Origin of the sequence: Sphingomonas qilianensis, assembly GCF_039614825.1 — a bacterium.
Classification (GTDB): Bacteria; Pseudomonadota; Alphaproteobacteria; order Sphingomonadales; family Sphingomonadaceae; genus Sphingomonas; species Sphingomonas qilianensis.
Genome location: NZ_JBDIMF010000001.1, coordinates 24,439 through 46,835, shown reverse-complemented (window position 1 = coordinate 46,835; position 22,397 = coordinate 24,439). Strand labels below are relative to the sequence as shown.

The window sequence follows — 22,397 nt, the reverse complement described above, 5'->3', positions numbered from 1 at the left end:
TCACATATTCGGATAGTTCGGCCCGCCGCCGCCTTCCGGCACGACCCAGTTGATGTTCTGCGTCGGATCCTTGATGTCGCAGGTCTTGCAGTGGACGCAATTCTGCGCGTTGATGACGAACTTCGGATCGCCCGTCTCCTCGCCGACGATCTCGTACACGCCGGCCGGGCAATAACGCTGCGCCGGTTCGTCGTACATCGGCAGATCGTAGGCGACCGGGATCGCGGGATCCTTGAGCGTCAGATGGACCGGCTGGTCCTCCTCGTGATTGGTGTTGGAGATGAACACCGAGGACAGGCGATCGAAGGTCAGCACGCCATCGGCCTTGGGATACTCGATCTTCTTGACCAGATCCTTGCGCCACAGGCTTTCGTGATCCGCGTGATGATGCAGCGTGAACGGCATCTTGAGCCCGAGATGCTCGGCCCACATCGTGGCGCCCGAAAAGATCGTGCCCAGAAAATCGCCGAACTTCTTGAGCAGCGGCGCCACATTGCGGACGACCGACAGCTCCTTTTTAACCCAGGATGCCTCGAACGCCGCGGGATAAGCGGCAAGCTCGTCATGCTGGCGCTGCGACAGCACGGCCTCGACCGCCGCCTCGGCCGCCATCATGCCGGATTTCATCGCCGTGTGCGTGCCCTTGATGCGCGGCACGTTGAGGAAGCCGGCGCTGTCGCCGATCAGCGCGCCGCCGGGGAAGACCAGCTTGGGGATCGATTGCAGCCCGCCATCGCTGATAGCGCGCGCGCCATAGCTGACGCGCTTGGCGCCCTTCAGCAACGCGGCGATCTGCGGATGCGTCTTCCAGCGCTGCATTTCCTGGAACGGCGAGAGATAGGGATTGGTGTAATTGAGCCAGGTGACGAAACCGAGCGAGACCTGGCCATTGGCCTGGTGATAGATCCAGCCGCCGCCATTGGAGCCATCGGTCTCGGTCAGCGGCCAGCCCTGCGTGTGAATGACGCGACCGGGGACATGCAAAGCGGGATCGATATCCCACAATTCCTTGACGCCGAGCCCGTAGACCTGCGGATTGGCATCCTTAGCGAGATCAAAGGTGCGGATCAGTTCCTTGCTCAGATGCCCGCGCACGCCTTCGGAAAAGAACGTGTATTTGGCGTGTAGCTCGAGCCCCGGGGTGTAATCGCCCTTGTGCGTCCCGTCGCGCGCCACGCCCATGTCGCCGGTCGCGACGCCCTTGACCGAGCCATCCTCGTTGAACAGGATTTCCGCCGCGGCAAAACCGGGGAAAATCTCGACGCCAAGTTCCTCGGCCTGGGTGGCGAGCCAGCGACACAGATTGCCGAGGCTTCCGGTATAAGTGCCCTTATTGTGCATGAACGGCGGCGAGAGCAGATGCGGCAGCTCATATTTCTTCGCGCGGGTCAGCACCCAGTGATGATTTTCGGTCACCGGGACTTCGGCCAGCGGGCAGCCGTCATCGCGCCATGTGGGCAGCAATTCGTCGAGCGATTTGGGATCGATCACCGCGCCCGACAGAATATGCGCGCCGACTTCCGAGCCCTTTTCGAGCACGCATACCGAAATCTCCGCTTCCTTCGCCGCCGCCGCCTGTTTGAGGCGGATCGCCGCGGACAGGCCGGCAGGCCCGGCGCCGACGATCACGACGTCATACGGCATGGATTCGCGTTCGCTCACTCTTCGTCTCCATCAGCGGCGTGCCCCGCGCGCGCTCGTCGCGCGGCAACCACGTCCTGTCCAAGTTGCGGTGCCAGCAAGTTGACCTTCACGTCAACATCCCGCCATAAGGATATATGGGGGCTGATCAGAATTACGACTGGAATCAAGCCGCTGCGAGTACGCTCGATTGGTGGCAAGAGGCCGGGGTCGATACCGCGATCGACGAGGAGCCGCGCAACTGGCTGGCGCGCGCCGCGCCGGTGTCAGCGGCGGCCCCCGTCGACCTGGTCGTGGCCGATGTCGCGCTGCCGGAAACGTTGGACGGATTCGCCGCGTGGCGAGCCGGCCCCGACGCCCCCGAAGCAAGCTGGCATGGCCGCTGCATCGTGGGCCAAGGCGATCCTGCCGCCACCCTGATGATCCTGATCGACATGCCCGAGCGCGAGGATGCCGAGAGCGGCGTGCTGCTGAGCGGCGCGGCGGGCCGGCTGTTCGATCGCATGCTGGCGGCGATCGGGCGCAGCCGCGAAACGGTGTATCTGGCCGCGGTGTGCACGACGCGCCCCGCGGCAGGCCGCGTCGCGCCCGAGATGGAAGCGCGGCTGGGCGAACTGGCGCAGCATCATGTCGCGCTGACGGCGGCGAAACGCGTGCTGGTGATGGGCAATGCGCCGAGCCGTGCCTTGCTTGGGGCGGATGCGCCGCATGCCAGGGGCCAGTTACGGACACTTAACCTTAAAGCTGGCACGGTGGCTTCGACGATAGAAGTGGTAGCGAGCTTTCACCCCCGCTTCCTGCTCGAAAAACCGGCGGCCAAGGCCGAAGCATGGAAAGACTTGCAGATGCTGATCGAGGGATTGGAATCGTGAGAACATTATTAGCTTGCGCCATCGTCGCGGCGCCGATGACCGGCGCCTATGCGGCGGTGTCCGCCCCTGCCCCGGCCGCCGCGGCGGATGTTGCGCCGCAGAAAGGCGCGGCACGGGGGGCACAAGGAATTCCCGACCAGCTCGATGCCGGGCAGCGCGAGGGGTATCGCACAGTGTTTTCGGCAATCCGCGAGCAACGCTGGCTCGACGCGCAACTGCAGCTCGATTCGATGAAGCCGGGGCCGCTGCACGCGATTGCGCGCGCGGAATTGCTCACCGCCAAGGGATCACCCAAGGCGGAGCTCGATCCGCTGCTCAAATTGCTCGCCGAAGCGCCCGAACTGCCGCAGGCGACGCAAATCTATGCCATGGCCAAATCGCGCGGCGGCGTGGATCTGCCGCCATTGCCCGAAGCCAAGCGACTGACCTGGCTGGGCGGCGCGCCGGTGCGGCAACGCGCCAAGAGCATCAAGAGCGACATGATCGCGGCCGAGCTGGCGATCAAGATGCAGCCCTTTGTCAAAGCAGATGACGGCGCATCGGCGCAGGCGCTGCTCGAGTCGACCTACGGCCTGACACCCGACGCGCAGACCGAATGGCAGCAGAAGGTCGCCTGGATCTATTATCTGCAGGGCAATGATCGCGCGGCACGGACGATGGCGTCGAAGGCGGCGCTGGGCTCGGGCGACTGGGCGATTCAAGGCGAGTGGGTCAACGCGCTCGCGGCCTGGCGGCAGAAGGATTGCGCGGGCGCCGGCCAATCGTTTGAACGCGTTTCGGCGCGCGCGGGCGATATCGAATTGCGCTCGGCCGGGCTGTACTGGGCGGCGCGCGCCGACATGGCCTGCGCGCGGCCCGATCGGATCGAAGCGCGGCTGAAAAGCGCGGCGCAATACCGCGAGACGTTTTACGGGCTGCTTGCGCGCCAGGCGCTGGGCATTCGCGATGTGACGCCCAAGCCGGACAAATATGTCGCCACTGACTGGCAATTGCTCGCGCGGCGCCCGAACGTGCGCGTGGCGGCAGCGCTGGTGGAAATTGGTGAAACGAACCTGGCCGATGAAGTGGTCAAGCAGGAGGCAAAGCTCGGCAACCCGCAGGAATTCCCGGCGCTCGTGCGGCTATCGAACAGCTTCAATCTGCCGAGCACGACCGTGTGGCTGTCGTATAACGGCCCGGTCGGCGCGACGACGACGGTGGCGGCGCGCTATCCGCAGCCCAACTGGACGCCGGATGGCGGCTGGCGCGTCGACAAGGCCCTGGTCTACGCCCACACGCTGCAGGAATCGCGCTTCCGCACCGATGTCGTCAGCCCGGCCGGCGCATATGGCCTGATGCAGGTGATGCCCGCGGCGGCGACCGATATCGCACGCAAGCATGGCCGCCTCTATGATCGCGCAATGCTGTCGCGGCCGTCCGTGAACATGGAGGTCGGGCAATCCTATCTCGAGCAATTGCGCGATCTGCCGTTGACCGGCGGGCTGCTGCCCAAGGTGATCGCGGCGTACAATGCCGGGCCGGCGCCGGTGCAGATGTGGAACGCGCTGTCGCGCGATGGCGGCGATCCGCTGCTATACATCGAATCGATCCCCTATTGGGAAACGCGTGGCTATGTCAGCACGGTGCTGCGCAATTACTGGATGTATGAAAGCCAGAGCGGCAAGCCCGTCTCGCCCAGCCGCACCGCGCTGGCGCAAGGGCTGTGGCCGCGTTTCCCGGGTTTGCCGGGGGCCAGCGGCGTGCGGTTGACCGCGGCACCAAAGGGCCTGGTGCTCAGTGCCAATTGACGACAGCGCGACATTCAAGCCGGTCCGCATCGCCGTCTTGACGATCTCCGACAGCCGCGTGCTGGCCGACGATCGTTCGGGCCAGGCGCTGGTCGACCGGCTGACCGCGGCAGGGCATGTGCTGGCCGATCGCGGTATCGTGACCGATGACGTGCCGGAGATCGTCACGCGGCTGCATCGCTGGATCGATGATGAAACGGTCGATTGCGTTATCACCACCGGTGGCACCGGGGTTACGGGGCGCGACGTGACGCCCGAGGCGATCGAGCAGGTGCAGGACAAGCCGATCCCAGGGTTCGGCGAGCTGTTTCGGTGGCTTAGTTTCCAGACCATCGGCACCTCGACGATCCAGTCGCGCGCCTGCGCCTGCGTGACGCGCGGCACCTATATCTTCGCGCTCCCCGGCTCGACCGGCGCCGTGAAGGATGGCTGGGACGGGATACTCGTGCACCAGTTGGATAGCCGGTTCAAACCGTGCAATTTCGTCGAGCTGATGCCGCGGCTGATGGAGCGCTGACCGCGTCGCTGGGCCGGCCAAGCGAGCCCGGTGCCATGGGGTGGCAGGGGGGATGTGATGACATTTGCCGGTAAAACTACGGTGCTTGCCGTGGCAGCGTTTCTCTCGCTGGCCGCCGCGCCAGCGTGGGATCCTGCCCCCTGGCTTGCCGATCTCGCGCAGTTTCGTGCCGCGATCGTGCGCGATTATCCTAATCTCGAGTGGCTGACCGAGCAGCGCGAGGTTTCGCTCGACACCTGGATTGCGCGTACCGCCAGCGAGATCCGCCGAGGCAGCAGTGACGCGGATGCCCGCCGCGCGATGGATCGCCTGGTCGAACGCTTCAACGACGGACACCTGGCATTGCGCTGGCCCGCCCCCTCGTCTCCGCCCAGCCTCACACCGCCAGCAGCACCGGCCTTGGCTCCCACGGTGGCCCGCTTCTGCGCCGCGCGTGGTTATACAGCGGGCCAAGTAACCGCGGGAACGGCGGCCGCCTTGTCGGGCTATCGGCCGATCGATGCCGGCGGGCCGTTCAACGCAGGCCTGGTCGATGCGCGTGGCGGCACGATCGGCGTCGTGCGCATGGGGATTTTCGCGCCGCACGGCTACCCGTCTTTATGTGCACAGGCGGTGGCGACCACGCGAACGGCAATCACGCAGCCGTGCGACGCCGGGTGCGACGATCGGGTGCTGACGGAAGCATTTGCGCAGATGACGCGCGCGCTGATGACGACCATCACACAGCTTCGCGCCGCAGGTGCAGACGTGTTGCTGGTCGATCTGACGCGCAATGGCGGCGGTACGGAATGGGCCGAGGCGGCGGCGCGCATCGTCTCCCCCGTGGCGCTGCACTCCGCGCCGATCGGCGTGCTGCGCAGCCCCGCCTGGGTGGCGCGCTGGCAAGCGTTGGCGGCCAAGCTGCGCAGCGAAGCGGGCAAGGCACCGCCGCACGATCGGGCGATGCTGCTGGATTTTGCCGGGCAGGCCGAGGCGACCGCGGACCAAGTACGACCCTGCGACGGTGCGGCATGCCCGCGTTTGGCGCGATCCGGCTTCGCCAGCGGGCTGCTGCCGCAATTACCGGCCGGCACGCTGGATGGCCGGGGGTGGGCGCCGGAAGTGTTCAGCGCGGCACAATTTCCCTATCGCGACAGCGTCTGGCAGGGGCCGGTGATCGTGCTGATCGACAGCGAGACATGGTCGGCCGCGGAGCAATTTGCCGCGCTGCTGCAAGACAATGGCGCGGCGATCATAATGGGTACGCGCTCGGGCGGCGCGGGCTGCGGGCATCTCGATGGTCAGGAGCCGACGACGCTGTCGCATAGCGGCGCCGTGCTCGACATGCCGAATTGCGTGCGGTTTCGCAAAGATGGCAGCAACGAGGTCAGCGGGATCGTGCCGGATATATCCACGGGGGTGCGCGCGAACGACGGCGCCAGTTTCGCCGGACGGTTGACGGCCGCCCATCTGCCGATGGCGGTGGAGCAAGCACGTGCCCTGGCCCTAAAGCGGTGATGATCGTTCTTGATCTGTTCTGATCGTGTGCCTATGCTTGGCACATGGCCAACAAGCGGGCAGTGCGCGGCGCGACGATCAACGCGGAAAGTCGGCGGTTCAATCTGCCGCAGATCGAGGCTGACGGCGATTGGCTGGATGAGCGCACGGCGATCGACGGGGCCAGCCCAACGCTGCGCACCACGGTAACCGCGGAGGCCGCGCGGACGATTATTTCTCGGAATAGTTCGCCGGACATCGGCTTCGATCGGTCGATCAATCCGTATCGCGGCTGTGAGCATGGCTGCATCTATTGCTTCGCGCGGCCCAGCCACGCCTATCTCGATCTGTCGCCGGGACTGGATTTCGAGAGCCGGCTGTTCGCCAAGCCCAATGCCGCCGAACTGCTGCGCGTTGAACTGGCCAAGAAGGGCTATGTCGTACGACCGATCGCGTTCGGGACGAATACCGATCCCTATCAGCCGATCGAGAGCGATTGGCGCATCACCCGCGCGTGTATCGCGGTGCTGGCCGAGCATGATCATCCGCTGACCATCACGACCAAATCGGACCGCGTGACGCAGGATATCGATCTGCTGGCACCGATGGCGGCGAAGGGGCTGGCGGCGGTGTGCCTGTCGATCACCTCGCTCGACCCGCGCATCGCCATGACGCTGGAGCCGCGCGCCCCCGCCCCCGCACGAAGGCTGGCGGCGGTGCGTAAGCTGAGCGATGCCGGCATCCCGACCTATGTGTCGATCGCGCCCGTGATCCCGGCGATTACCGATCACGAGCTGGAACATCTGATCGAACGGGCGGCGGCGGCGGGCGCGCGAGCGGCGTTCTTTATCCCCGTGCGGCTACCGCACGAAGTGGCGCCCTTATTTCGCGCCTGGCTGGACACGCATTTTCCCGAGCGCGCCGGCAAAGTGATGGCAGTGATCCGCGAGCTTCGCGGCGGGCGCGATAACGATCCGGACTTTCATTCGCGGATGCGCGGGCAAGGGCCGTGGGCAGAGCTGCTACGGACAAGGTTTCAGATTGCCTGCCGCAAACATGGCCTCACCGGAGAGCGGTTGACGGTGCGCTGCGATCTCTTTCGGCCGCCGAAGGGGGCGCAGGGCGAATTGTTCTAAGCGGCGTGCGCGGTACGTGGGACGGCGGGCAGCGCAAAGGCCGGCAACTGTTCGAAAGCCGGCTTGGCGAGCAGATAGCCTTGCACCAGATCGACACCGATCGAGCGCACCGCATCGAGCTCGGCGCGCGTTTCGATGCCCTCGGCGACAATGCGGATGCCAAGCCGCGCCGCGAGCCCCACCACCGCCTCGACGATCATGCGGCGCGGCAGGCTGATATCGATGCCGCGCAGTAACTCCATATCGAGCTTGATCACATCGGGCTGGAAGCGCGCCAGCAGACCGAGCCCGGCATGGCCCGCACCGAAATCGTCAATCGCGGTGGTGAAGCCCATCGCGCGGTAGGAATCGACGATGCGCTGGACGTGTTCGGGATCGTCCATCCGTTCCTGCTCGGTGAATTCGAACATGAGACGATCAAGCGGCAAGCCGGTCGCCTTGGCGGTGCGCAGGGTGAGCTGAATGCAGGCGGCGGGCGAATAAACCGCGTTGGGGAGAAAGTTGATCGACAGCAGCGCGCCGGTATCGACGATCCCGGCGGCGACCGCGCGCTCGATCGCGGCAACCCGGCAGCGCTGATCGAAGGCGTAGCGATTGTCATCCGTAACTTGGTCCAAGACCGATGCGGCCGAAGCGCCGTCGGCGCCGCGCACCAGCGCTTCATAGGCCCAGGGCCGACCCGTCGTGATGTCGACGATTGGCTGGAACGCCATCGATATTTGGATGTCGAACGTCGCGCCATCGCGACATCCGGCACAGGGGGGAAGACGATCAGTCATCATCTGCTCTTATGCCAGAGGACTTAACGGATCATGCCACACCTATGTTAATTACCGCATCGATAATCTTTGTAGCGGGCGCGCAGCTCGGTCTTGAGCAATTTGCCGGTGGCGGTGTGCGGCAGGCCGTCGACAAACAGGATATCGTCGGGCAGCCACCATTTGGCGACATGGTTCGCGAGATGCGCGGTGATCTCCGCCGGGGTGACCGTGCTGCCGGGTTTGCGCACCACCAGCAGCAACGGGCGTTCGTCCCATTTGGGATGCGCGATGCCGATCGCGGCAGCCTCCGCTACCCCGGGGCAACCCACCGCGGCGTTTTCGAGATCGACCGAGCTGATCCATTCGCCGCCCGATTTGATGACATCCTTGGCGCGATCGGTGATCTGCATCGTGCCATCGGGGTGTAGCACAGCAACATCGCCAGTATCGAACCAGTTATCGGCATCAACGGCGTCTTCGGCGGCGCCGAAATAGCGCTGCACGATCCACGGGCCGCGGACCTGCAAGCGGCCGGAAGAGAGGCCGTCGCGTGGCTGCTCGCGGTCCTCATCGTCGATCACGCGTAGCTCGATGCCGAACGGGATGCTGCCCTGGCGCTGGAGCATATCGAGTTGCGCGTCGCGGCTCATCGCGTCCCAGTCGGGCGGCGGGGTGGCGGCGGTGGCGACGGGGGACGTTTCCGTCATGCCCCACAGATGGATCACCTGTATGCCCATATCGAGGAAGCGCGCTATCATCGCGCGTGGCGCGGCCGATCCGCCGACGGTGATCTGCTCGACCGTGGCGGGCTGCTCGCCGGTGGCGTCGATATGCTGGAACAAGGCGAGCCACACGGTAGGCACGCCGCCGGCCAGCGTGACGCGCTCGCGGTTCATCAGCCCGCACAGCACCGCGGCATCGTTGACCTGGCTGAACACCATCTTGCACCCGGCGAGTGGTGCTGCGAAGCACAGGCCCCAGGCGGCGGCGTGAAACAGCGGCACGATCGGCAGCATCGTGGTGCGCGCGCTGAGCGTCATCACCGCCGCCGACGCGGCATGCATGGCGTGGAGCAAGGTGGAGCGGTGCGTATACAATACGCCTTTGGGGTGCCCGGTGGTGCCGCTGGTATAGCACAGCATGCACGGCTCGCGCTCGCCGCCTTCAATCCAGGTGTAGTTGCCGTCCTCAGCCGCCAGCAGCGATTCGAACTGGCCATCGTCGAAGCAGATATACTGTTCGATGCTGGTCCAGTGCGGCTTGAGGCGATCGACCAGCGGCTGGAAAGCCTTGTCATACATCAGCACGCGATCTTCGGCGTGGTTGGCGATGTAGATCAACTGCTCGTCGAACAGCCGCGGATTGATCGTGTGGATTACGCCGCCCATGCCGATCGTGCCGTACCAGGCGATCAGATGGTGGTGATGGTTCATCGCCAGCGTGGCGACGCGGTCGCCGGGTGTTATGCCTAGTTTTTCGAGCGCCTGGGCGAGTTTCTTCGCATCGCGGGCAATACCGGCCCAATTGGTGCGGGTTTCGCTGCCGTCGGCCCAATGACTGACGATCTCTCGCGCAGCATGTTCGCGCGCGGCGTGATCCAGCAGACGAGGCACGCGTAATTCGAAATCCTGCATTCCACCCAGCACGTTGCTCTCCTCGTCCGCTATCTTGCGGTGTTAGCGCGCCAGCATAGGCGCGGGGGCGCTTGGGGCAATCCCGCGACTGTAACGAATTGCTTCGGCGAGTGGCGGGACAGACCTGTCGCGCGCACGGAAACGTCGTCATCCCAGCGAAAGCTGGGATCTCGCAGCCCGCAGCGGACGGAAGCCGCATGAGACCCCAGCTTTCGCTGGGGTGACGCGTGATGGCGAGAGTGGAACCGCCTCAGCCGACCAGCGCGAGCCGCGTCTCGGCGGGTTTCAGCTCGACATGATCGACATCCTGCAAGCTCTCGATCCGCCCGGCGAGTTCGCCATCGAGCAGGAAATCGCGCCCCAGCAGCAGGCGCGCGGCGCGGCCATCGGGGAGCGCCGCGTTGACCCATACCTCACCACGCGCGCCGCGATGATCGGCCAGCATTTCCGCCAGTTGGCGCATCGCGGCGATGCTGTGCACATCGGCGACCAGGTTGAAACGCGCCAGATTGGCGAGCTGCTCGAACGGCTGGATGCGCTTGACGGTGACGCGCGGCGTATCCTCGCCGGGGCGGCGATCGAGCTCGACGGTGATCACGCCGCAACCGCCGTTGCGCGCGGCTTCCTCGAGATCGGCGGCGACATTGTCATCGAAGCAGGTGGCGACGAACTGGCCCGAGGGATCGGACAGGGTCGCCATCATATAGCGTTTGCCGCGCGCCGAGGTGCGCCACTTTGCGTCCTCGACCAGCGCCGCCATCGTTGCGCCGGCGCGCGTGCCGTCATCGGGGATCTGCAGATCGGCGAGGGCGGAGAACTGGCGCGCGCCGTGCGCCTTGGCGAGATGCGCGTGGCGATCGACCGGATGTGCGGAGAAATAGAAGCCAAACGCCTCCTTTTCCTGCTCCATGCGCTGCGCCATCGTCCAGCGCGCGCTGAGCGGCAGCTTGATATCGGGCTCGGCCGCCTCGTCGCCGCCGAACAGACCGCCCTGCCCGCTCGCCTTCATCTCCTGCGTGCGCGCGGCGGTGGCGAGCAAGGTCTCGGCGACGGCAAAGATGCCCGCGCGATTGGAGTTCAGGCCATCGAACGCGCCGGCGCCGGCCAGCCCTTCCAATTGCCGCTTGTTGAGCAGCCGCGGATCGACGCGGCGGGCGAAATCATCGATGCTGGCGAAATAGCCGTTCTGCTTGCGCTCGATGACGAGCTTTTCCATCGCGCCCTCGCCCACGCCCTTGAGCGCGGCGAGCGCGAAACGGACGGCAAGTCCGTCCTCGGTCGCCTCGACGCTGAACTCCGCCTCGCTGTTATTGACGCACGGCGGCACGCAGGCGACGCCGAGGCGGCGCATGTCGTCGGCAAAAATCGCCAGCTTATCCGTGAGATGCAGGTCGTAGCACATGGATGCTGCGAAGAATTCGTGCGGATAATGCGCCTTCAGATAGGCGGTCTGGTAGGTCAGCAGCGCGTATGCCGCGGAGTGGCTCTTGTTGAAGCCATAGCCGGCGAACTTGTCGATCAAGTCGAACAGTTCATTGGCCTTGGCCGCGCCGATATTGTTGGCGGTGGCGCAGCCCTCGACGAAGGTGGCGCGCTGATCGTCCATTTCCTTCTGGATCTTCTTGCCCATCGCGCGGCGCAGCAGATCGGCGCCGCCCAGGCTATAGCCGGCGAGGATCTGCGCCGCCTGCATCACCTGTTCCTGATAGACGAAGATGCCGTAGGTTTCCTTGAGGATGCCTTCCAGCAACGGATGCGGATATTCGATCGGCTCGTCGCCGTTCTTGCGCCGGCCGAACATCGGGATGTTGTCCATCGGGCCCGGGCGATACAGTGCGTTGAGCGCGATGATGTCTTCGAACACCGTCGGCTTCACCGCGGTGAGCGTGCGGCGCATGCCCTCGGACTCGATCTGGAACACGCCGACGGTATTGCCGCTCTGGATCAGCTTGAAGGTCAACTCGTCGGTCCATTCAAGCCCGTCGAGATCGATCGTGATGCCCCGCTGGGCGAGCAATTGCACCGCCTTCTTGAGCACCGACAGCGTCTTCAGCCCGAGGAAATCGAACTTTACGAGGCCAGCGCCCTCGACATATTTCATGTCGAACTGCGTGACGGGCATGTCGGAACGCGGATCGCGGTACAGCGGCACGAGCTGCGCCAAAGGGCGATCGCCGATCACCACGCCGGCGGCGTGCGTCGAGCTGTGCCGCGGCAGGCCTTCCAGCTTCATCGCCAGATCGATCAGGTGACGGACGTTGGCGTCGGACTTATACTCATGGTGGAACTCACTGACGCCGTTCAGCGTGCGCTCCAGCGTCCACGGATCGGTGGGATGGCTGGGGACGAGCTTGGCCAGTCGATCGATCTGGCCATAGCTCATCTGCAGCACGCGGCCGGTATCCTTGAGCACCGCGCGGGCCTTCAATCGCCCGAAGGTGATGATCTGCGCGACGTGATCGCTGCCATATTTCTGCTGCACGTAGCGGATCACTTCCTCGCGCCGCGTTTCGCAGAAATCGATATCGAAATCCGGCATCGACACGCGTTCCGGATTGAGGAAGCGTTCGAACAGCAGCCCCAGTTTCATCGGATCGAGATCGGTGATGGTCAGCGACCAGGCGACGACCGAGCCCGCACCCGAACCACGGCCCGGGCCGACCGGGATCTCGTGATCCTTGGCCCATTTGATGAAATCGGCGACGATCAGGAAGTAGCCTGGGAAGCCCATCTGGATGATCACGTCGAGCTCGAAATCGAGCCGTTCCCTATAGGGCGTGCGCCAATCCTCGCGCTCGCTCTCCGTCACCCCAGCGGAAGCTGGGGTCTCGTGCGACTCCTGTCCGGCGCCTGCCGCTGGAGATCCCAGCTTGCGCTGGGATGACGCGTGGGAATGCTGGCGCAGGGCTTCGATCCTGTCGAGGCGTGCTTCCAGCCCGGCATGCGCATCGGCGCGGAGTGCGATCGATTCCGCATCGCGGTCGCCGGCGAGGCTCGGCAGGATCGGTTTGCGATACGGCGCGGACACCGCGCAGCGCTGCGCCACGACGAGCGTATTGGCGATCGCCTCGGGCAGATCCTCGAACAGCGCCCGCATGTCCTTGGCCGGCTTCATCCAGGCATCGGGCGAGCTGCGCGGGCGATCGTCGCTGGCGATGTAGGTGGAATTGGCGATGCACAGCAACGCATCATGCGCCTCGCTGAAATCCTCTTCGGCGTAGCAGCACGGATTGGTTGCGACGATCGGCAGGTTGCGCGCATAGGCCAGATCGAGAAGCGCGGCCTCGGCCTTGCCCTCGATCTCGTCGAGCCGGCGCGTGAGCTCGATATAGAGGCGGTTCGGGAACAGCCGTTCGAGCCGATCGGCATAAGCCTCGGCGCGGTTCAGCTGACCCTCGGCTAGCAGACGCGTCAGCCCGCCCTCGCGGCCGGCGGTGAGCGCGATCAGGCCCTCGGCGTGTTTGGCGAGCGTTTCGAAGCTGACATGCGGCGAGAGTTCGAGCGGGCGGCCGAGATGCGCCTGGCTGACCAGTTCGCACAGATTGTTGTAGCCCGTCTCATCCTGCGCATAGAGCGCGATCCAGTCGAGCGGGACGTCCACGCTCTCGGGCATGTCGGGGCGGCACAGGCCCAGCATGGTGCCGATGATCGGTTGCACCCCCGCACCCTTGCACGCATCCGAATACGCCATCGCGGCATAGAGCCCGTTGCGATCGGTCAATGCGGCGGCGGGGTAGCCCAGTTCGGCGGCGCGCTTGGCGATCGCCTTGGGTTCGATCGCGCCGTCCAGCATGGTGTAAGAGGAGAAGATGCGGAGCGGCACGAAGGCGGAATGCGACATGTGTGTGACTATGCCGCCTTTGCTTGATTCGCGTAACCGCCTGCTTGCAAAATTGTTGTGGGAATAGGGTCGACGGAGCCCCTGCCCGTCACCCCAGCGCAAGCTGGGGTCTCGTGCGGCTTCTGTCTTGCGCCGGCCGCCTGAGATCCCAGCTTTCGCTGGGATGACGGTTGTGACTAGGCCTTCAGCAGCTTTTCGATGTCCGCCTTGATGTCCGCCGGCTTCGTTGTCGGGGCATAGCGCTCCACCACCTGGCCGTCCTTGCCGACGAGAAATTTGGTGAAGTTCCACTTGATGCCCTTGGTGCCGAGCAGACCCGGGGCCTGCTTCGTCAGCTCGACGAACAGTGGCGCGGCGTTGGCGCCGTTGACATCGATCTTGGCGAAGACCGGGAAGGTCACGTCATAGGTCAGCGCGCAGAAATTGGCGATCTCCGCGGCGTCGCCCGGCTCCTGCCCGCCGAACTGGTTGCACGGGAAGCCGAGCACTTCGAAGCCGCGGTCCACATACTCGCGGTGCAGCGCTTCCAGACCCTCATATTGCGGGGTGAAGCCGCATTTGGACGCAGTGTTGACGATCAGCAGCACCTTGCCGGCATATGCCGAGAGATCGGCGGCGCTGCCATCGGCATTCTTGACGATGATGTCGGTGATCGCGGTCATGCGTGTTTCTCCAGCTGGTGGTCGAGATTCTGCCGCACGCCGGGCCATTCGTGCGCCAGGATCGAATAGACCACGGTGTCGCGCGGCGCCCCGCCCGGCGTGATCATATGCCCGCGCAACACGCCATCGAGCCGCGCGCCGAGCCGCTCGATCGCGGTACGAGACGCACGGTTGAACCAGTTGGTGCGCAGCTGGACGCACTGGCAGCCGAGCGTGTCGAAGGCGTGGCTCAGCAACAGCCGCTTGGCTTCGGTGTTGAGCCCGGTGCGCTGGACGCGCGGGGCATAGACCGTGCCGCCGATCTCGAGCCGGCGATGCGGCTCGGCCATGCGCATGAAGCGGGTGACGCCGGCGACCTGGCCGTCGGCATCCAGCACGGTGAAGGGCAGCGCCCGGCCCGCCGCCTGTTCCTGTTCGAGCCGATCATACCAGCCATCGATGCTGGCCTCGTCGGGCACGATCGTGGCGAAGACATGCTCGAGGCCGTGCGCAAACGCGGCGAGGATCGCGGCGCGATCGGCGCGATCGAGCGGGCGGAGCGTGACGTGACGGCCGATCAGCGTCGGCGTGTCACGCCACACGCTCATGCCAGCCGGCCCTCGTGCAACCGCACCACGCGGTCCATCTTGGCGGCAATACGCTCGTTATGCGTGGCGACCAAGGCGGCCGAGCCTTCGTCGCGGACCAGGCGAAGAAATTCCGCCAGCACGATATCGGCGGTGGCTTCGTCGAGATTCCCGGTCGGCTCGTCGGCCAGCACCAGGGCGGGGCGATTGGCCAGTGCGCGCGCGACGGCGACGCGCTGCTGCTCACCGCCCGACAGCTGGCTGGGGCGATGCGTCAGCCGGTGGCCAAGCCCAAGAGCAGTGAGCAAGGCGACGGCGCGATCGTCGGCCTCGGAGCGCGTCTTGTCCTTGATCAGCTGCGGCAGGACAACATTCTCCGTCGCGTTGAAATCGGGCAGCAGATGATGGAACTGATAGACGAAGCCCAGTTGATCGCGGCGCACCAGGGTGCGGCCATGCGCATCGAGCTTGGCCGCTTCCTTGCCGGCGATCTCGATCGAGCCGGCAAACCCGCCCTCCAGCAGCCCGACCGCCTGCAGCAGCGTGGATTTGCCCGAGCCCGAGGGGCCGAGCAACGCGATGATCTCGCCTTTGCCGACCGTCAGATCGATGCCGCGCAGCACCTCGATCGTGACATCGCCCTGGACGAAACTGCGCTGCAGCCCGGTGACGCGGAGGATCGGCTCATTCATAACGCAGCACCTGCACGGGATCGGTGCTCGCCGCCTTGAACGCGGGATAGAGCGTGGCGAGGAAGCTGAAGATCAGCGCCATCAGCGCGATCGTGACGATTTCGACCGGATCGGTCTTGGAGGGCAGTTCGGTGAGGTAGCGGATCGATGGATCCCACAGATTCTGCCCGGTGACCAGCTGCACGAAATTGACCACGCCCTGGCGGTAGAACAGGAAAATGAAGCCGAGGATCAAACCGGCGAGCACGCCCAGCGCGCCGATCGTGGTGCCCACGACCATGAAGATGCGGATCAGCCCGACGCGCGTCGCCCCCATCGTCCGCAGGATGGCGATGTCGCGCGTCTTGGCGCGCACCAGCATGATCAGTGACGACAGGATGTTGAACACCGCCACCAGGATGATGATCGACAGCACGGTGAACATCGCCACGCGCTCGACCGCCAGCGCCTGGAACAATTGCGCGTTCATCTGCCGCCAGTCCTGGATCTGCGCCTTGCCCTGCATCTGTTCGGCGAGCGGCGCGAGGATCTCGCCGACCCGATCGGCATTGTTGGTCTGCACCTCGATCATGCCGACATTGTCGCCAAGCAGCAGCAGCGTCTGCGCATCCTCCAGCGGCATCATCACATAGGTCTTGTCGTAATCGTAGACGCCGATCTCGAAGATCGCGCCGACCGTGAAGCTGATCGAGCGCAGCATCGTGCCGAACGGCGTGGCCGGGCCTTGTGGATTGATGATCGTCACCTGGCTGCCAACCACCGCACCGAGCGATTCCGCCAGCCGCGAGCCGATCGCGATGGTGTTCGATCGCGGGGTGACGCTGTTCAGGGTGCCCATCACGATCTTGCTGCTGATCACCGAATTGTTGCGCAGATCCTGCGCGCGCATGCCGCGCACCAATATGCCCTCGGAGCGGCCGTTATAGATGGCGAACAAGGGCTGTTCGATCAGCGGGATCGCCGCGGTAACGCCGGGCGTGGCCCGCGTTTTGGCCAGCGCATCCTGCCATTCGGGCAGGCGACCGTTATAGCCCTGGACGACGGCATGGCCATTCAGCCCCACGATCTTGTCGAACAATTCGGCGCGGAAGCCGTTCATCACGCTCATCACGATGACCAGTGCGGCGACGCCGAGCATCACAGCGACAAGGCTGATGCTGGCAACGAGAAAGATGAACGCCTCGCCCTTGCCGGGCAACAGATAGCGCCGGGCGATCATGCGTTCGTAACGGGACAGGATCATGAGGGTATGGCTGCACTTTGGCCCGAGGAGAGACGCGCTTCTCTACGGCGGCGTGGGAGGACTGGCAACTAAGGCACGACTGTGGCGGATTCGACACAGGACGGGCGCAATCAAACGCGTCGCGGCACATAGCCGATGACAAGCGCCGGTACACAACCTAGCAACATACATACTGAGACACAGGCAATGGCCGTGGTTCGGGGACTTGGCTTTCAGCTCCGCCTGCAGAGGCGTGTAGCGGAAGTATATTGGGGGCTGACGAGCGATCGTCACGCAGGACGCCCGGGCTGGAAACAGTTCGGGCGTTTGCTTTTGGGCGAAGGCGGCGATGACGCCGCGGTCCGCAGAGCGGATCGCCCAAAACCGACGGCGGGCGGCGCATCCGCCGCCCCGACCGACGGCTTTGCCGTCGGCGTTTTAAATTTCCCAGACAAAAACAAACAGAAGAAGAAGGCCCTCACCCAACCCTCTCCCGCGAAGAGCGGCAGTGCTGGGTTCAAAACGACTTGCTGATCGTCAATCCGTAGGTCCGCGGGTCGCCAGGCTGGCCGACGATCAGCCCGGTGCTGCCCGATTGCGTCGAGAGCAGTTCGAAATACTGCCGGTCGAATGCGTTGCGCACCCAGCCGAACACGTTGAGACTATCCTTGCGGTATCCGGCGCGGACGTTGGACAGCGAATAACCGTCGATCCAGGTGTAGGCCGATGGCGACGGGTTGGACGAGAAACGCGAGCGATAATTGCCGTCATAGCCGAGATAGACTTGGCCCCCTGCCCCGCCGACCGACAAATTATATTCCGCACCATAAGAGAACGACCATTTGGAGATGCCCGGCAGGCGTTGGCCGGAGATGTCGCAAAAGGAAGGGCTGCGCCCGCCCGCCGTGCCGACTGGGTCGGTAACCCCGCCGGGCGCGGTGGCGCTGCCGCCGGACAGTTCTGGCGGGCACGGCGCATTGGTGAATTTGCGGTAGGTCGCATCGGTATAAGCGCCGCTGAGGTAGACACTGAACCGCCGGCTCGGCCGAAAACTAGAATCGAATTCGAACCCCCGCGAGCGGACCTTGTCAGCATTGGCCAGATAGCCGCGGATCACGTTGATCGCATTGTTGTTTACCGTTGCCTGATAGTCGCCGATCTCGGTCCAAAAGGCAGCCGCGTTGACCGTCACGCGGCGATCGAAGAACTGCGTCTTCAAGCCAATTTCGAAATGATCGACCTTTTCGGGCTTCACGGTCTGCGTGGCGAGATCGACGCCGGTGCTGGTCGCATTGAGCGGGAGGCCGGAGAGGTTGATGCCGCCCGATTTGAAGCTCTTTGCATAGGTCGCATAGCCGTGAACATCGGCAGTAAGATCGTACGAGACGGTGAAATCGCACGACATGTTCCAATCGCTGAATTCCGGGCTGTAGCGCTGCGGTGCCAGCGTGTTGATCTGATTCTGGAAGGTCGTCCGCGCGGCACCGACGGGTCGCGCCGCGAGCAACGCCGCAACATTATCGGCGGTGGCGACGAAATCGTACTGGCTGTTACGGATGCTGACGATCGATTCGTAAAAGCCTGATTTCTTGTCATAATTAACCCTGACGCCGGGCTGAACGTGCAGCCGGTCTGTCAGTGCCCAGTTAAGCTTGCCGAAGACGGCGAAACTGCTGTTGTCGAAACTGATCGTGTTGGTCGAGGTCAAGCCGTTGAGCACGTTGGGATTGGAGGCGTCCGCGCCGGACAAGAGGAAACGGCTCGCCGCCGGCCCCTGAACTTGCGAGCCCTGCGTATCGATCGTCTGGTGAAAGAAGAATGCGCCGACGGTGTAGTCCAGCGTGTTGCGGCCCTTGGACGCGAGGCGCACTTCCTGCGAGACCTGTTTCTGCTGCGACGGGTTCTGCGACACGGTGGTGATCGGCAGGCCGATGAAATCGCGGTCGTTCTGCGGCTGCCAATCCCAATAGCGCCATGCGCTAACCGACGTCAGCGTCGCGGGGCCGAGATCCCAATTGGCCACCAGCGCGGCACCGCCGATTTCCTGGCGCGAGTTGATGCTGGCATCAAGATCGATGACGCGGTCGAACGGATCGGTGCTGGGCGGCGCATAGCCGAATGCCGCGGCCAGCGCCGCATATTGCCGTGCGATCGGCCGCTGCGTCGCGCCGGTGCGGGCATAATATTGCACGCAGCAGAGCGGGTTCTGGACGTTGAAATCGCCCGATAGCGTTAGATCGAGCGTATCGGTCGGCTGCCATAGCGCCTGGCCGCGAATGCCCAGATTGCTCTGCCGATGGAGCCTTTCGTCGGAGGTGACGTCGTAGACCGTGCCGCGGCGCGTGGTGGCTGAGGTCGACAGGCGCAACGCAAGCTTGTCGGTCAGCGGACCGGAGACCGAGGCCTTGCCCTGCACAAAGTGATAATTGCCACCACTCAACTCGACCCGCGCTTCGGGGGTGAAGCTCGGCGGCCGCGTGGTGATGTTGATGGCGCCAGCGGTGGTATTTTTGCCGTAGAGCGTACCCTGCGGCCCGCGCAGCACCTCGACCTGCGCGACATCGACGAAATCGAACGTCGAGGCGCCGATGCGGCCGATATAGACGCCGTCGACATAAAAGCCGACGCCTTGCTCGATCCCATCATTGGTCAGGCCGAACGGGGCGCCAAGCCCCCGGATGTTGATTGCCGAGTTACGCGGGTTGCTGGAGTAGAATTGCAGGCTCGGCTGTTGCTGCTGCAGCCGATTGACATTGAACGCGCCGGTTTTCTCGATTTCATCGCCGCCGATGACCGACAGCGCGATCGGCACCTCCTGCGCGCGCTCGGAGCGCCGACGCGCAGTAACAACGACGTCGCCGGTACGCGCGTCGCTGTCCGGTGCATCCGCGGTGGCGGGCTGCTGCAGCGGCTTTACCAGCAGCGGCACAACAGCCAGCGGCGAGGCGGTGGAGGCCATTAGAACATGCCAGGCGTGTGCAAACATCATCGTCCCCCTGTCGCCAAAGCAGCGGCCGGGAAAGAATGCCGAGTAATTCGATAGGATATAAATTGGAGAAACTTTCTGTGCCCCAAGCCCGACTTTAGAATGCTTAAAAACCTTGATATTCTGGAAATGTGCGGCGACGGGGCGCGCCACTTTTGCGCCAAAGGGAGGCTAACGGTCGGGTAACCGGGCTCTGACGACTGTCGTAGTAAGGTTGTACAGACCACGGAACATTCGACGCCGGACAGCATGAATTTTTTCTAATGCGACCTCTTGACGCTCGAACAGTCCGTTCCAAAATTCTTGCTGCGTGGTGCCTGCGGGGCCGCGCGGGAGTGACGTCGCGCAGCAGGCGGACGTCGATGCATCAATGTGAATTGCTCAAAGGAGAATTTTCATGCGTCAGTTCGATTTGACCCCCTATCGTCGATCGACCGTTGGTTTCGATCGGCTGTTCGACATGCTCGAAACCAGCGCCCGGCAGGCGCCGGTGGAGAATTACCCACCCTTCAACCTCGAGCGGCTCGCCGATGATCGCTATCGCATCACACTGGCGGTGGCCGGCTTTGGCCGCGACGAGATCGAGATCGTCGCGCAGCAGAACCTGCTGCAGGTGAAGGGCAAGAAAGACGAGAAAGACGGCAACAGCGCCGCCTTCCTGCATCTGGGCATCGCCAATCGCAGCTTCGAGCGCCGCTTCGAGCTGGCCGACTTCGTCCGCGTCGAAGATGCGCGGCTGAACGACGGTCTGCTCGCGATCGAGCTCGTGCGCGAAATCCCCGAGGCGATGAAGCCCAAGACCGTCGCGATCAAGACCGGCGCGCCGCCGGCCGCGGTCGAGGATCAGACGTCGCAGGCGGCGTAAGCCATTCGCCCTACTGGTGTTAACATGGCGTCCGGGCTTGTCGCCCGGGCGCCTTTTTGTTCAAACCAAGCGGCTTTGCTTGACCGCCGCTGCCACAAAGCTGGCAAACAGCGGATGCGGGTCGAACGGCTTGCTCTTCAGTTCAGGATGGAACTGAACGCCGACGAACCACGGATGATCAGGGCGCTCGACGATCTCGGGCAGCATGCCGTCCGGCGACATGCCGGAAAAAACCAGACCGCCCGCCTCCAGCGTTTCGCGGTAATGCGTGTTGACCTCATAACGATGGCGATGCCGCTCGCTGATATCGTCCGACTGATAGATCGAGGCGACCACGCTGTTGCCGGTAAGCTTGGCCTCATAGGCGCCGAGCCGCATCGTGCCGCCCAAATCGCCATCCGCCTCGCGCTTCTGCACGCCTTCCGCGGTCATCCATTCGGTAATCATGCCGACGACGGGTTCGGACGTGGGGCCAAACTCGGTCGACGAGGCATCGGCAATACCGCCCAAATTACGCACGCCTTCGACACAGGCCATCTGCATGCCGAAGCAAATGCCGAAATACGGCACCTTGCGCTCACGCGCGAAGCGGACGCTGGCGATCTTGCCCTCCGCGCCGCGCTCGCCGAACGCACCCGGCACAAGGATGGCGTGCAGCGGCTCGAGCTTGGCAGCGATATCGCTGTCTTCGCTCTCGAACAATTCGGCGTCGATCCACTGGACGTTGACCTTGACCCGGTTGGCCATGCCGCCATGCACCAGCGCCTCGTTCAATGACTTATAGGCATCGGGCAGGCCGACATATTTGCCGACCACGCCGATCGTGACCTCGCCTTCGGGATTTTGCAGGCGATCCATGATGTCGGCCCAGCGATCCAGCCGCGGCGCGGCGCCGGGTTCGATCCCGAACGCACGCAGCACTTCCGAATCGAGCCCTTCGGCATGATATTGTTCGGGCACGGCATAGATGCTCTTGGCATCGAGCGCAGGGATCACCGCGGCCTGCGGCACATTGCAGAACAAGGCGATCTTGGCGCGGTCGCTGGCCGGCAGCGGCTGTTCGCAGCGGCACACCAACACATCGGGCTGTACGCCGAGGGCGGCGAGCTCGCGCACCGAATGCTGCGTCGGCTTGGTCTTCAGCTCGCCCGCGGCGGCGATATACGGCACCAAGGTGACGTGTATGCTGACCGAATTGCCGCGGCCCAGATCGTTGCGCAGCTGGCGGATCGCCTCGATGAACGGCAGCGATTCGATATCACCGACCGTACCGCCGATCTCGCACAGCACGAAATCGAGATCCTCCGTTTCGGCCTGGGCGAATTCCTTAATCGCATCGGTGACGTGCGGGATGACCTGCACCGTCGCGCCCAGATAATCACCGCGCCGCTCCCGCGCGATGATCTGCTGATAGATGCGGCCCGAGGTGATGTTGTCCGACTGGCGCGAGGGCACGCCGGTGAAGCGCTCGTAATGGCCAAGATCGAGATCGGTCTCCGCGCCATCATCCGTCACATAGACTTCGCCGTGCTGATACGGCGACATCGTGCCCGGATCGACATTCAGATACGGATCGAACTTGCGGATGCGCACGCGATACCCGCGTGCTTGCAGGAGAGCCGCGAGGCTCGCCGCCATGAGACCCTTGCCGAGCGAGGAGACCACGCCGCCGGTGATAAAGATAAACCGCGCCATGGGAGCAAATGCCTAGCGTCTATCGGGCCGCGGCGACAAGCGCG

General features: G+C 64.2%; 16 protein-coding genes. 6 read left to right on the top strand and 10 right to left on the bottom strand.

The genetic code is table 11. The annotated features are described in order from the left end of the window. Positions 1-1,662 carry an electron transfer flavoprotein-ubiquinone oxidoreductase gene (locus ABC969_RS00220; protein WP_345862229.1) on the bottom strand — a complete coding sequence of 554 codons (1,662 nt, stop codon included), beginning with the start codon at positions 1,660-1,662 and terminating at the stop codon, positions 1-3. 116 nt (positions 1,663-1,778) lie between these two features. Here ABC969_RS00220 and ABC969_RS00215 point away from each other — a divergent pair, with 116 nt between their 5' ends. The 5 genes from ABC969_RS00215 to ABC969_RS00195 are packed head-to-tail and all read left to right on the top strand — an operon-like array spanning position 1,779 to position 7,429. Then, complete coding sequence (locus ABC969_RS00215) at positions 1,779-2,513, top strand: uracil-DNA glycosylase (protein ID WP_345862228.1); 735 nt, start codon at positions 1,779-1,781, stop codon at positions 2,511-2,513. 35 nt (positions 2,514-2,548) lie between these two features. Beyond that, positions 2,549-4,300, top strand: coding sequence for a lytic transglycosylase domain-containing protein (locus tag ABC969_RS00210; protein WP_345863766.1), 1,752 nt, complete (start codon positions 2,549-2,551; stop codon positions 4,298-4,300). Beyond that, positions 4,290-4,817 carry a molybdenum cofactor biosynthesis protein B gene (moaB, locus tag ABC969_RS00205; RefSeq protein ID WP_345862227.1) on the top strand — a complete coding sequence of 176 codons (528 nt, stop codon included), beginning with the start codon at positions 4,290-4,292 and terminating at the stop codon, positions 4,815-4,817. The genes ABC969_RS00210 and moaB overlap by 11 nt, the downstream gene beginning before the upstream one ends. A 57-nt stretch (positions 4,818-4,874) precedes the next feature. Then, positions 4,875-6,314, top strand: a complete 1,440-nt coding sequence (locus ABC969_RS00200; RefSeq protein WP_345862226.1) for a S41 family peptidase — start codon at positions 4,875-4,877, stop codon at positions 6,312-6,314. 44 nt (positions 6,315-6,358) lie between these two features. After that, complete coding sequence (locus tag ABC969_RS00195; RefSeq protein ID WP_345862225.1) at positions 6,359-7,429, top strand: PA0069 family radical SAM protein; 1,071 nt, start codon at positions 6,359-6,361, stop codon at positions 7,427-7,429. Here ABC969_RS00195 and ABC969_RS00190 read toward each other — a convergent pair. The 8 genes from ABC969_RS00190 to ABC969_RS00155 all read right to left on the bottom strand — a co-directional run bounded on the left by ABC969_RS00190 (position 7,426) and on the right by ABC969_RS00155 (position 19,793). Continuing rightward, positions 7,426-8,208: an EAL domain-containing protein gene (locus ABC969_RS00190; RefSeq protein WP_486669486.1), complete on the bottom strand. Its 783-nt coding sequence runs from the start codon at positions 8,206-8,208 to the stop codon at positions 7,426-7,428. The genes ABC969_RS00195 and ABC969_RS00190 overlap by 4 nt on opposite strands. A 47-nt stretch (positions 8,209-8,255) precedes the next feature. Continuing rightward, positions 8,256-9,824, bottom strand: a complete 1,569-nt coding sequence (locus ABC969_RS00185) for a long-chain fatty acid--CoA ligase (protein WP_345863764.1) — start codon at positions 9,822-9,824, stop codon at positions 8,256-8,258. Positions 9,825-10,074: 250 nt separating this feature from the next. Continuing rightward, positions 10,075-13,665 (bottom strand): DNA polymerase III subunit alpha, encoded by a 3,591-nt coding sequence (dnaE, locus tag ABC969_RS00180; RefSeq protein ID WP_345862224.1) that lies wholly within the window; start codon positions 13,663-13,665, stop codon positions 10,075-10,077. A 176-nt stretch (positions 13,666-13,841) separates the two neighbouring features. Continuing rightward, complete coding sequence (locus ABC969_RS00175; RefSeq protein ID WP_345862223.1) at positions 13,842-14,327, bottom strand: glutathione peroxidase; 486 nt, start codon at positions 14,325-14,327, stop codon at positions 13,842-13,844. Next, positions 14,324-14,914: a GNAT family N-acetyltransferase gene (locus ABC969_RS00170; RefSeq protein ID WP_345862222.1), complete on the bottom strand. Its 591-nt coding sequence runs from the start codon at positions 14,912-14,914 to the stop codon at positions 14,324-14,326. Before ABC969_RS00170 ends, ABC969_RS00175 begins: the two co-directional genes overlap by 4 nt. Continuing rightward, positions 14,911-15,585: an ABC transporter ATP-binding protein gene (locus ABC969_RS00165; protein WP_345862221.1), complete on the bottom strand. Its 675-nt coding sequence runs from the start codon at positions 15,583-15,585 to the stop codon at positions 14,911-14,913. The genes ABC969_RS00170 and ABC969_RS00165 overlap by 4 nt, the downstream gene beginning before the upstream one ends. Further along, positions 15,578-16,828, bottom strand: coding sequence for a lipoprotein-releasing ABC transporter permease subunit (locus ABC969_RS00160; protein ID WP_345862220.1), 1,251 nt, complete (start codon positions 16,826-16,828; stop codon positions 15,578-15,580). The genes ABC969_RS00165 and ABC969_RS00160 overlap by 8 nt, the downstream gene beginning before the upstream one ends. A gap of 496 nt (positions 16,829-17,324) precedes the next feature. Next, positions 17,325-19,793: a TonB-dependent receptor gene (locus ABC969_RS00155; protein ID WP_345863763.1), complete on the bottom strand. Its 2,469-nt coding sequence runs from the start codon at positions 19,791-19,793 to the stop codon at positions 17,325-17,327. 397 nt (positions 19,794-20,190) lie between these two features. On the opposite strand from ABC969_RS00155, the gene ABC969_RS00150 reads away from it, so the two are divergent. After that, positions 20,191-20,658 carry an Hsp20 family protein gene (locus tag ABC969_RS00150; RefSeq protein WP_345862219.1) on the top strand — a complete coding sequence of 156 codons (468 nt, stop codon included), beginning with the start codon at positions 20,191-20,193 and terminating at the stop codon, positions 20,656-20,658. 60 nt (positions 20,659-20,718) lie between these two features. Here ABC969_RS00150 and pyrG read toward each other — a convergent pair whose 3' ends face one another. Further along, the gene (gene pyrG / locus ABC969_RS00145) at positions 20,719-22,353 is read right to left on the bottom strand and encodes a CTP synthase (protein WP_345862218.1); all 1,635 of its coding nucleotides are present in this window, start codon (positions 22,351-22,353) and stop codon (positions 20,719-20,721) included. Between the last annotated feature and the right edge of the window lie 44 nt (positions 22,354-22,397).

Coding starts and splice junctions, on each gene's coding strand:
- ABC969_RS00185 (WP_345863764.1), bottom strand. CDS start 9,824: ATGCAGGATTTCGAATTACGCGTGCCTCGTCTGCTGGATCACGCCGCG.
- ABC969_RS00190 (WP_486669486.1), bottom strand. CDS start 8,208: ATGACTGATCGTCTTCCCCCCTGTGCCGGATGTCGCGATGGCGCGACG.
- pyrG (WP_345862218.1), bottom strand. CDS start 22,353: ATGGCGCGGTTTATCTTTATCACCGGCGGCGTGGTCTCCTCGCTCGGC.
- ABC969_RS00215 (WP_345862228.1), top strand. CDS start 1,779: ATGGGGGCTGATCAGAATTACGACTGGAATCAAGCCGCTGCGAGTACG.
- dnaE (WP_345862224.1), bottom strand. CDS start 13,665: ATGTCGCATTCCGCCTTCGTGCCGCTCCGCATCTTCTCCTCTTACACC.
- ABC969_RS00175 (WP_345862223.1), bottom strand. CDS start 14,327: ATGACCGCGATCACCGACATCATCGTCAAGAATGCCGATGGCAGCGCC.
- ABC969_RS00210 (WP_345863766.1), top strand. CDS start 2,549: ATGACCGGCGCCTATGCGGCGGTGTCCGCCCCTGCCCCGGCCGCCGCG.
- ABC969_RS00150 (WP_345862219.1), top strand. CDS start 20,191: ATGCGTCAGTTCGATTTGACCCCCTATCGTCGATCGACCGTTGGTTTC.
- ABC969_RS00195 (WP_345862225.1), top strand. CDS start 6,359: ATGGCCAACAAGCGGGCAGTGCGCGGCGCGACGATCAACGCGGAAAGT.
- ABC969_RS00170 (WP_345862222.1), bottom strand. CDS start 14,914: ATGAGCGTGTGGCGTGACACGCCGACGCTGATCGGCCGTCACGTCACG.
- ABC969_RS00200 (WP_345862226.1), top strand. CDS start 4,875: ATGACATTTGCCGGTAAAACTACGGTGCTTGCCGTGGCAGCGTTTCTC.
- ABC969_RS00165 (WP_345862221.1), bottom strand. CDS start 15,585: ATGAATGAGCCGATCCTCCGCGTCACCGGGCTGCAGCGCAGTTTCGTC.
- ABC969_RS00155 (WP_345863763.1), bottom strand. CDS start 19,793: ATGTTTGCACACGCCTGGCATGTTCTAATGGCCTCCACCGCCTCGCCG.
- ABC969_RS00160 (WP_345862220.1), bottom strand. CDS start 16,828: ATGATCCTGTCCCGTTACGAACGCATGATCGCCCGGCGCTATCTGTTG.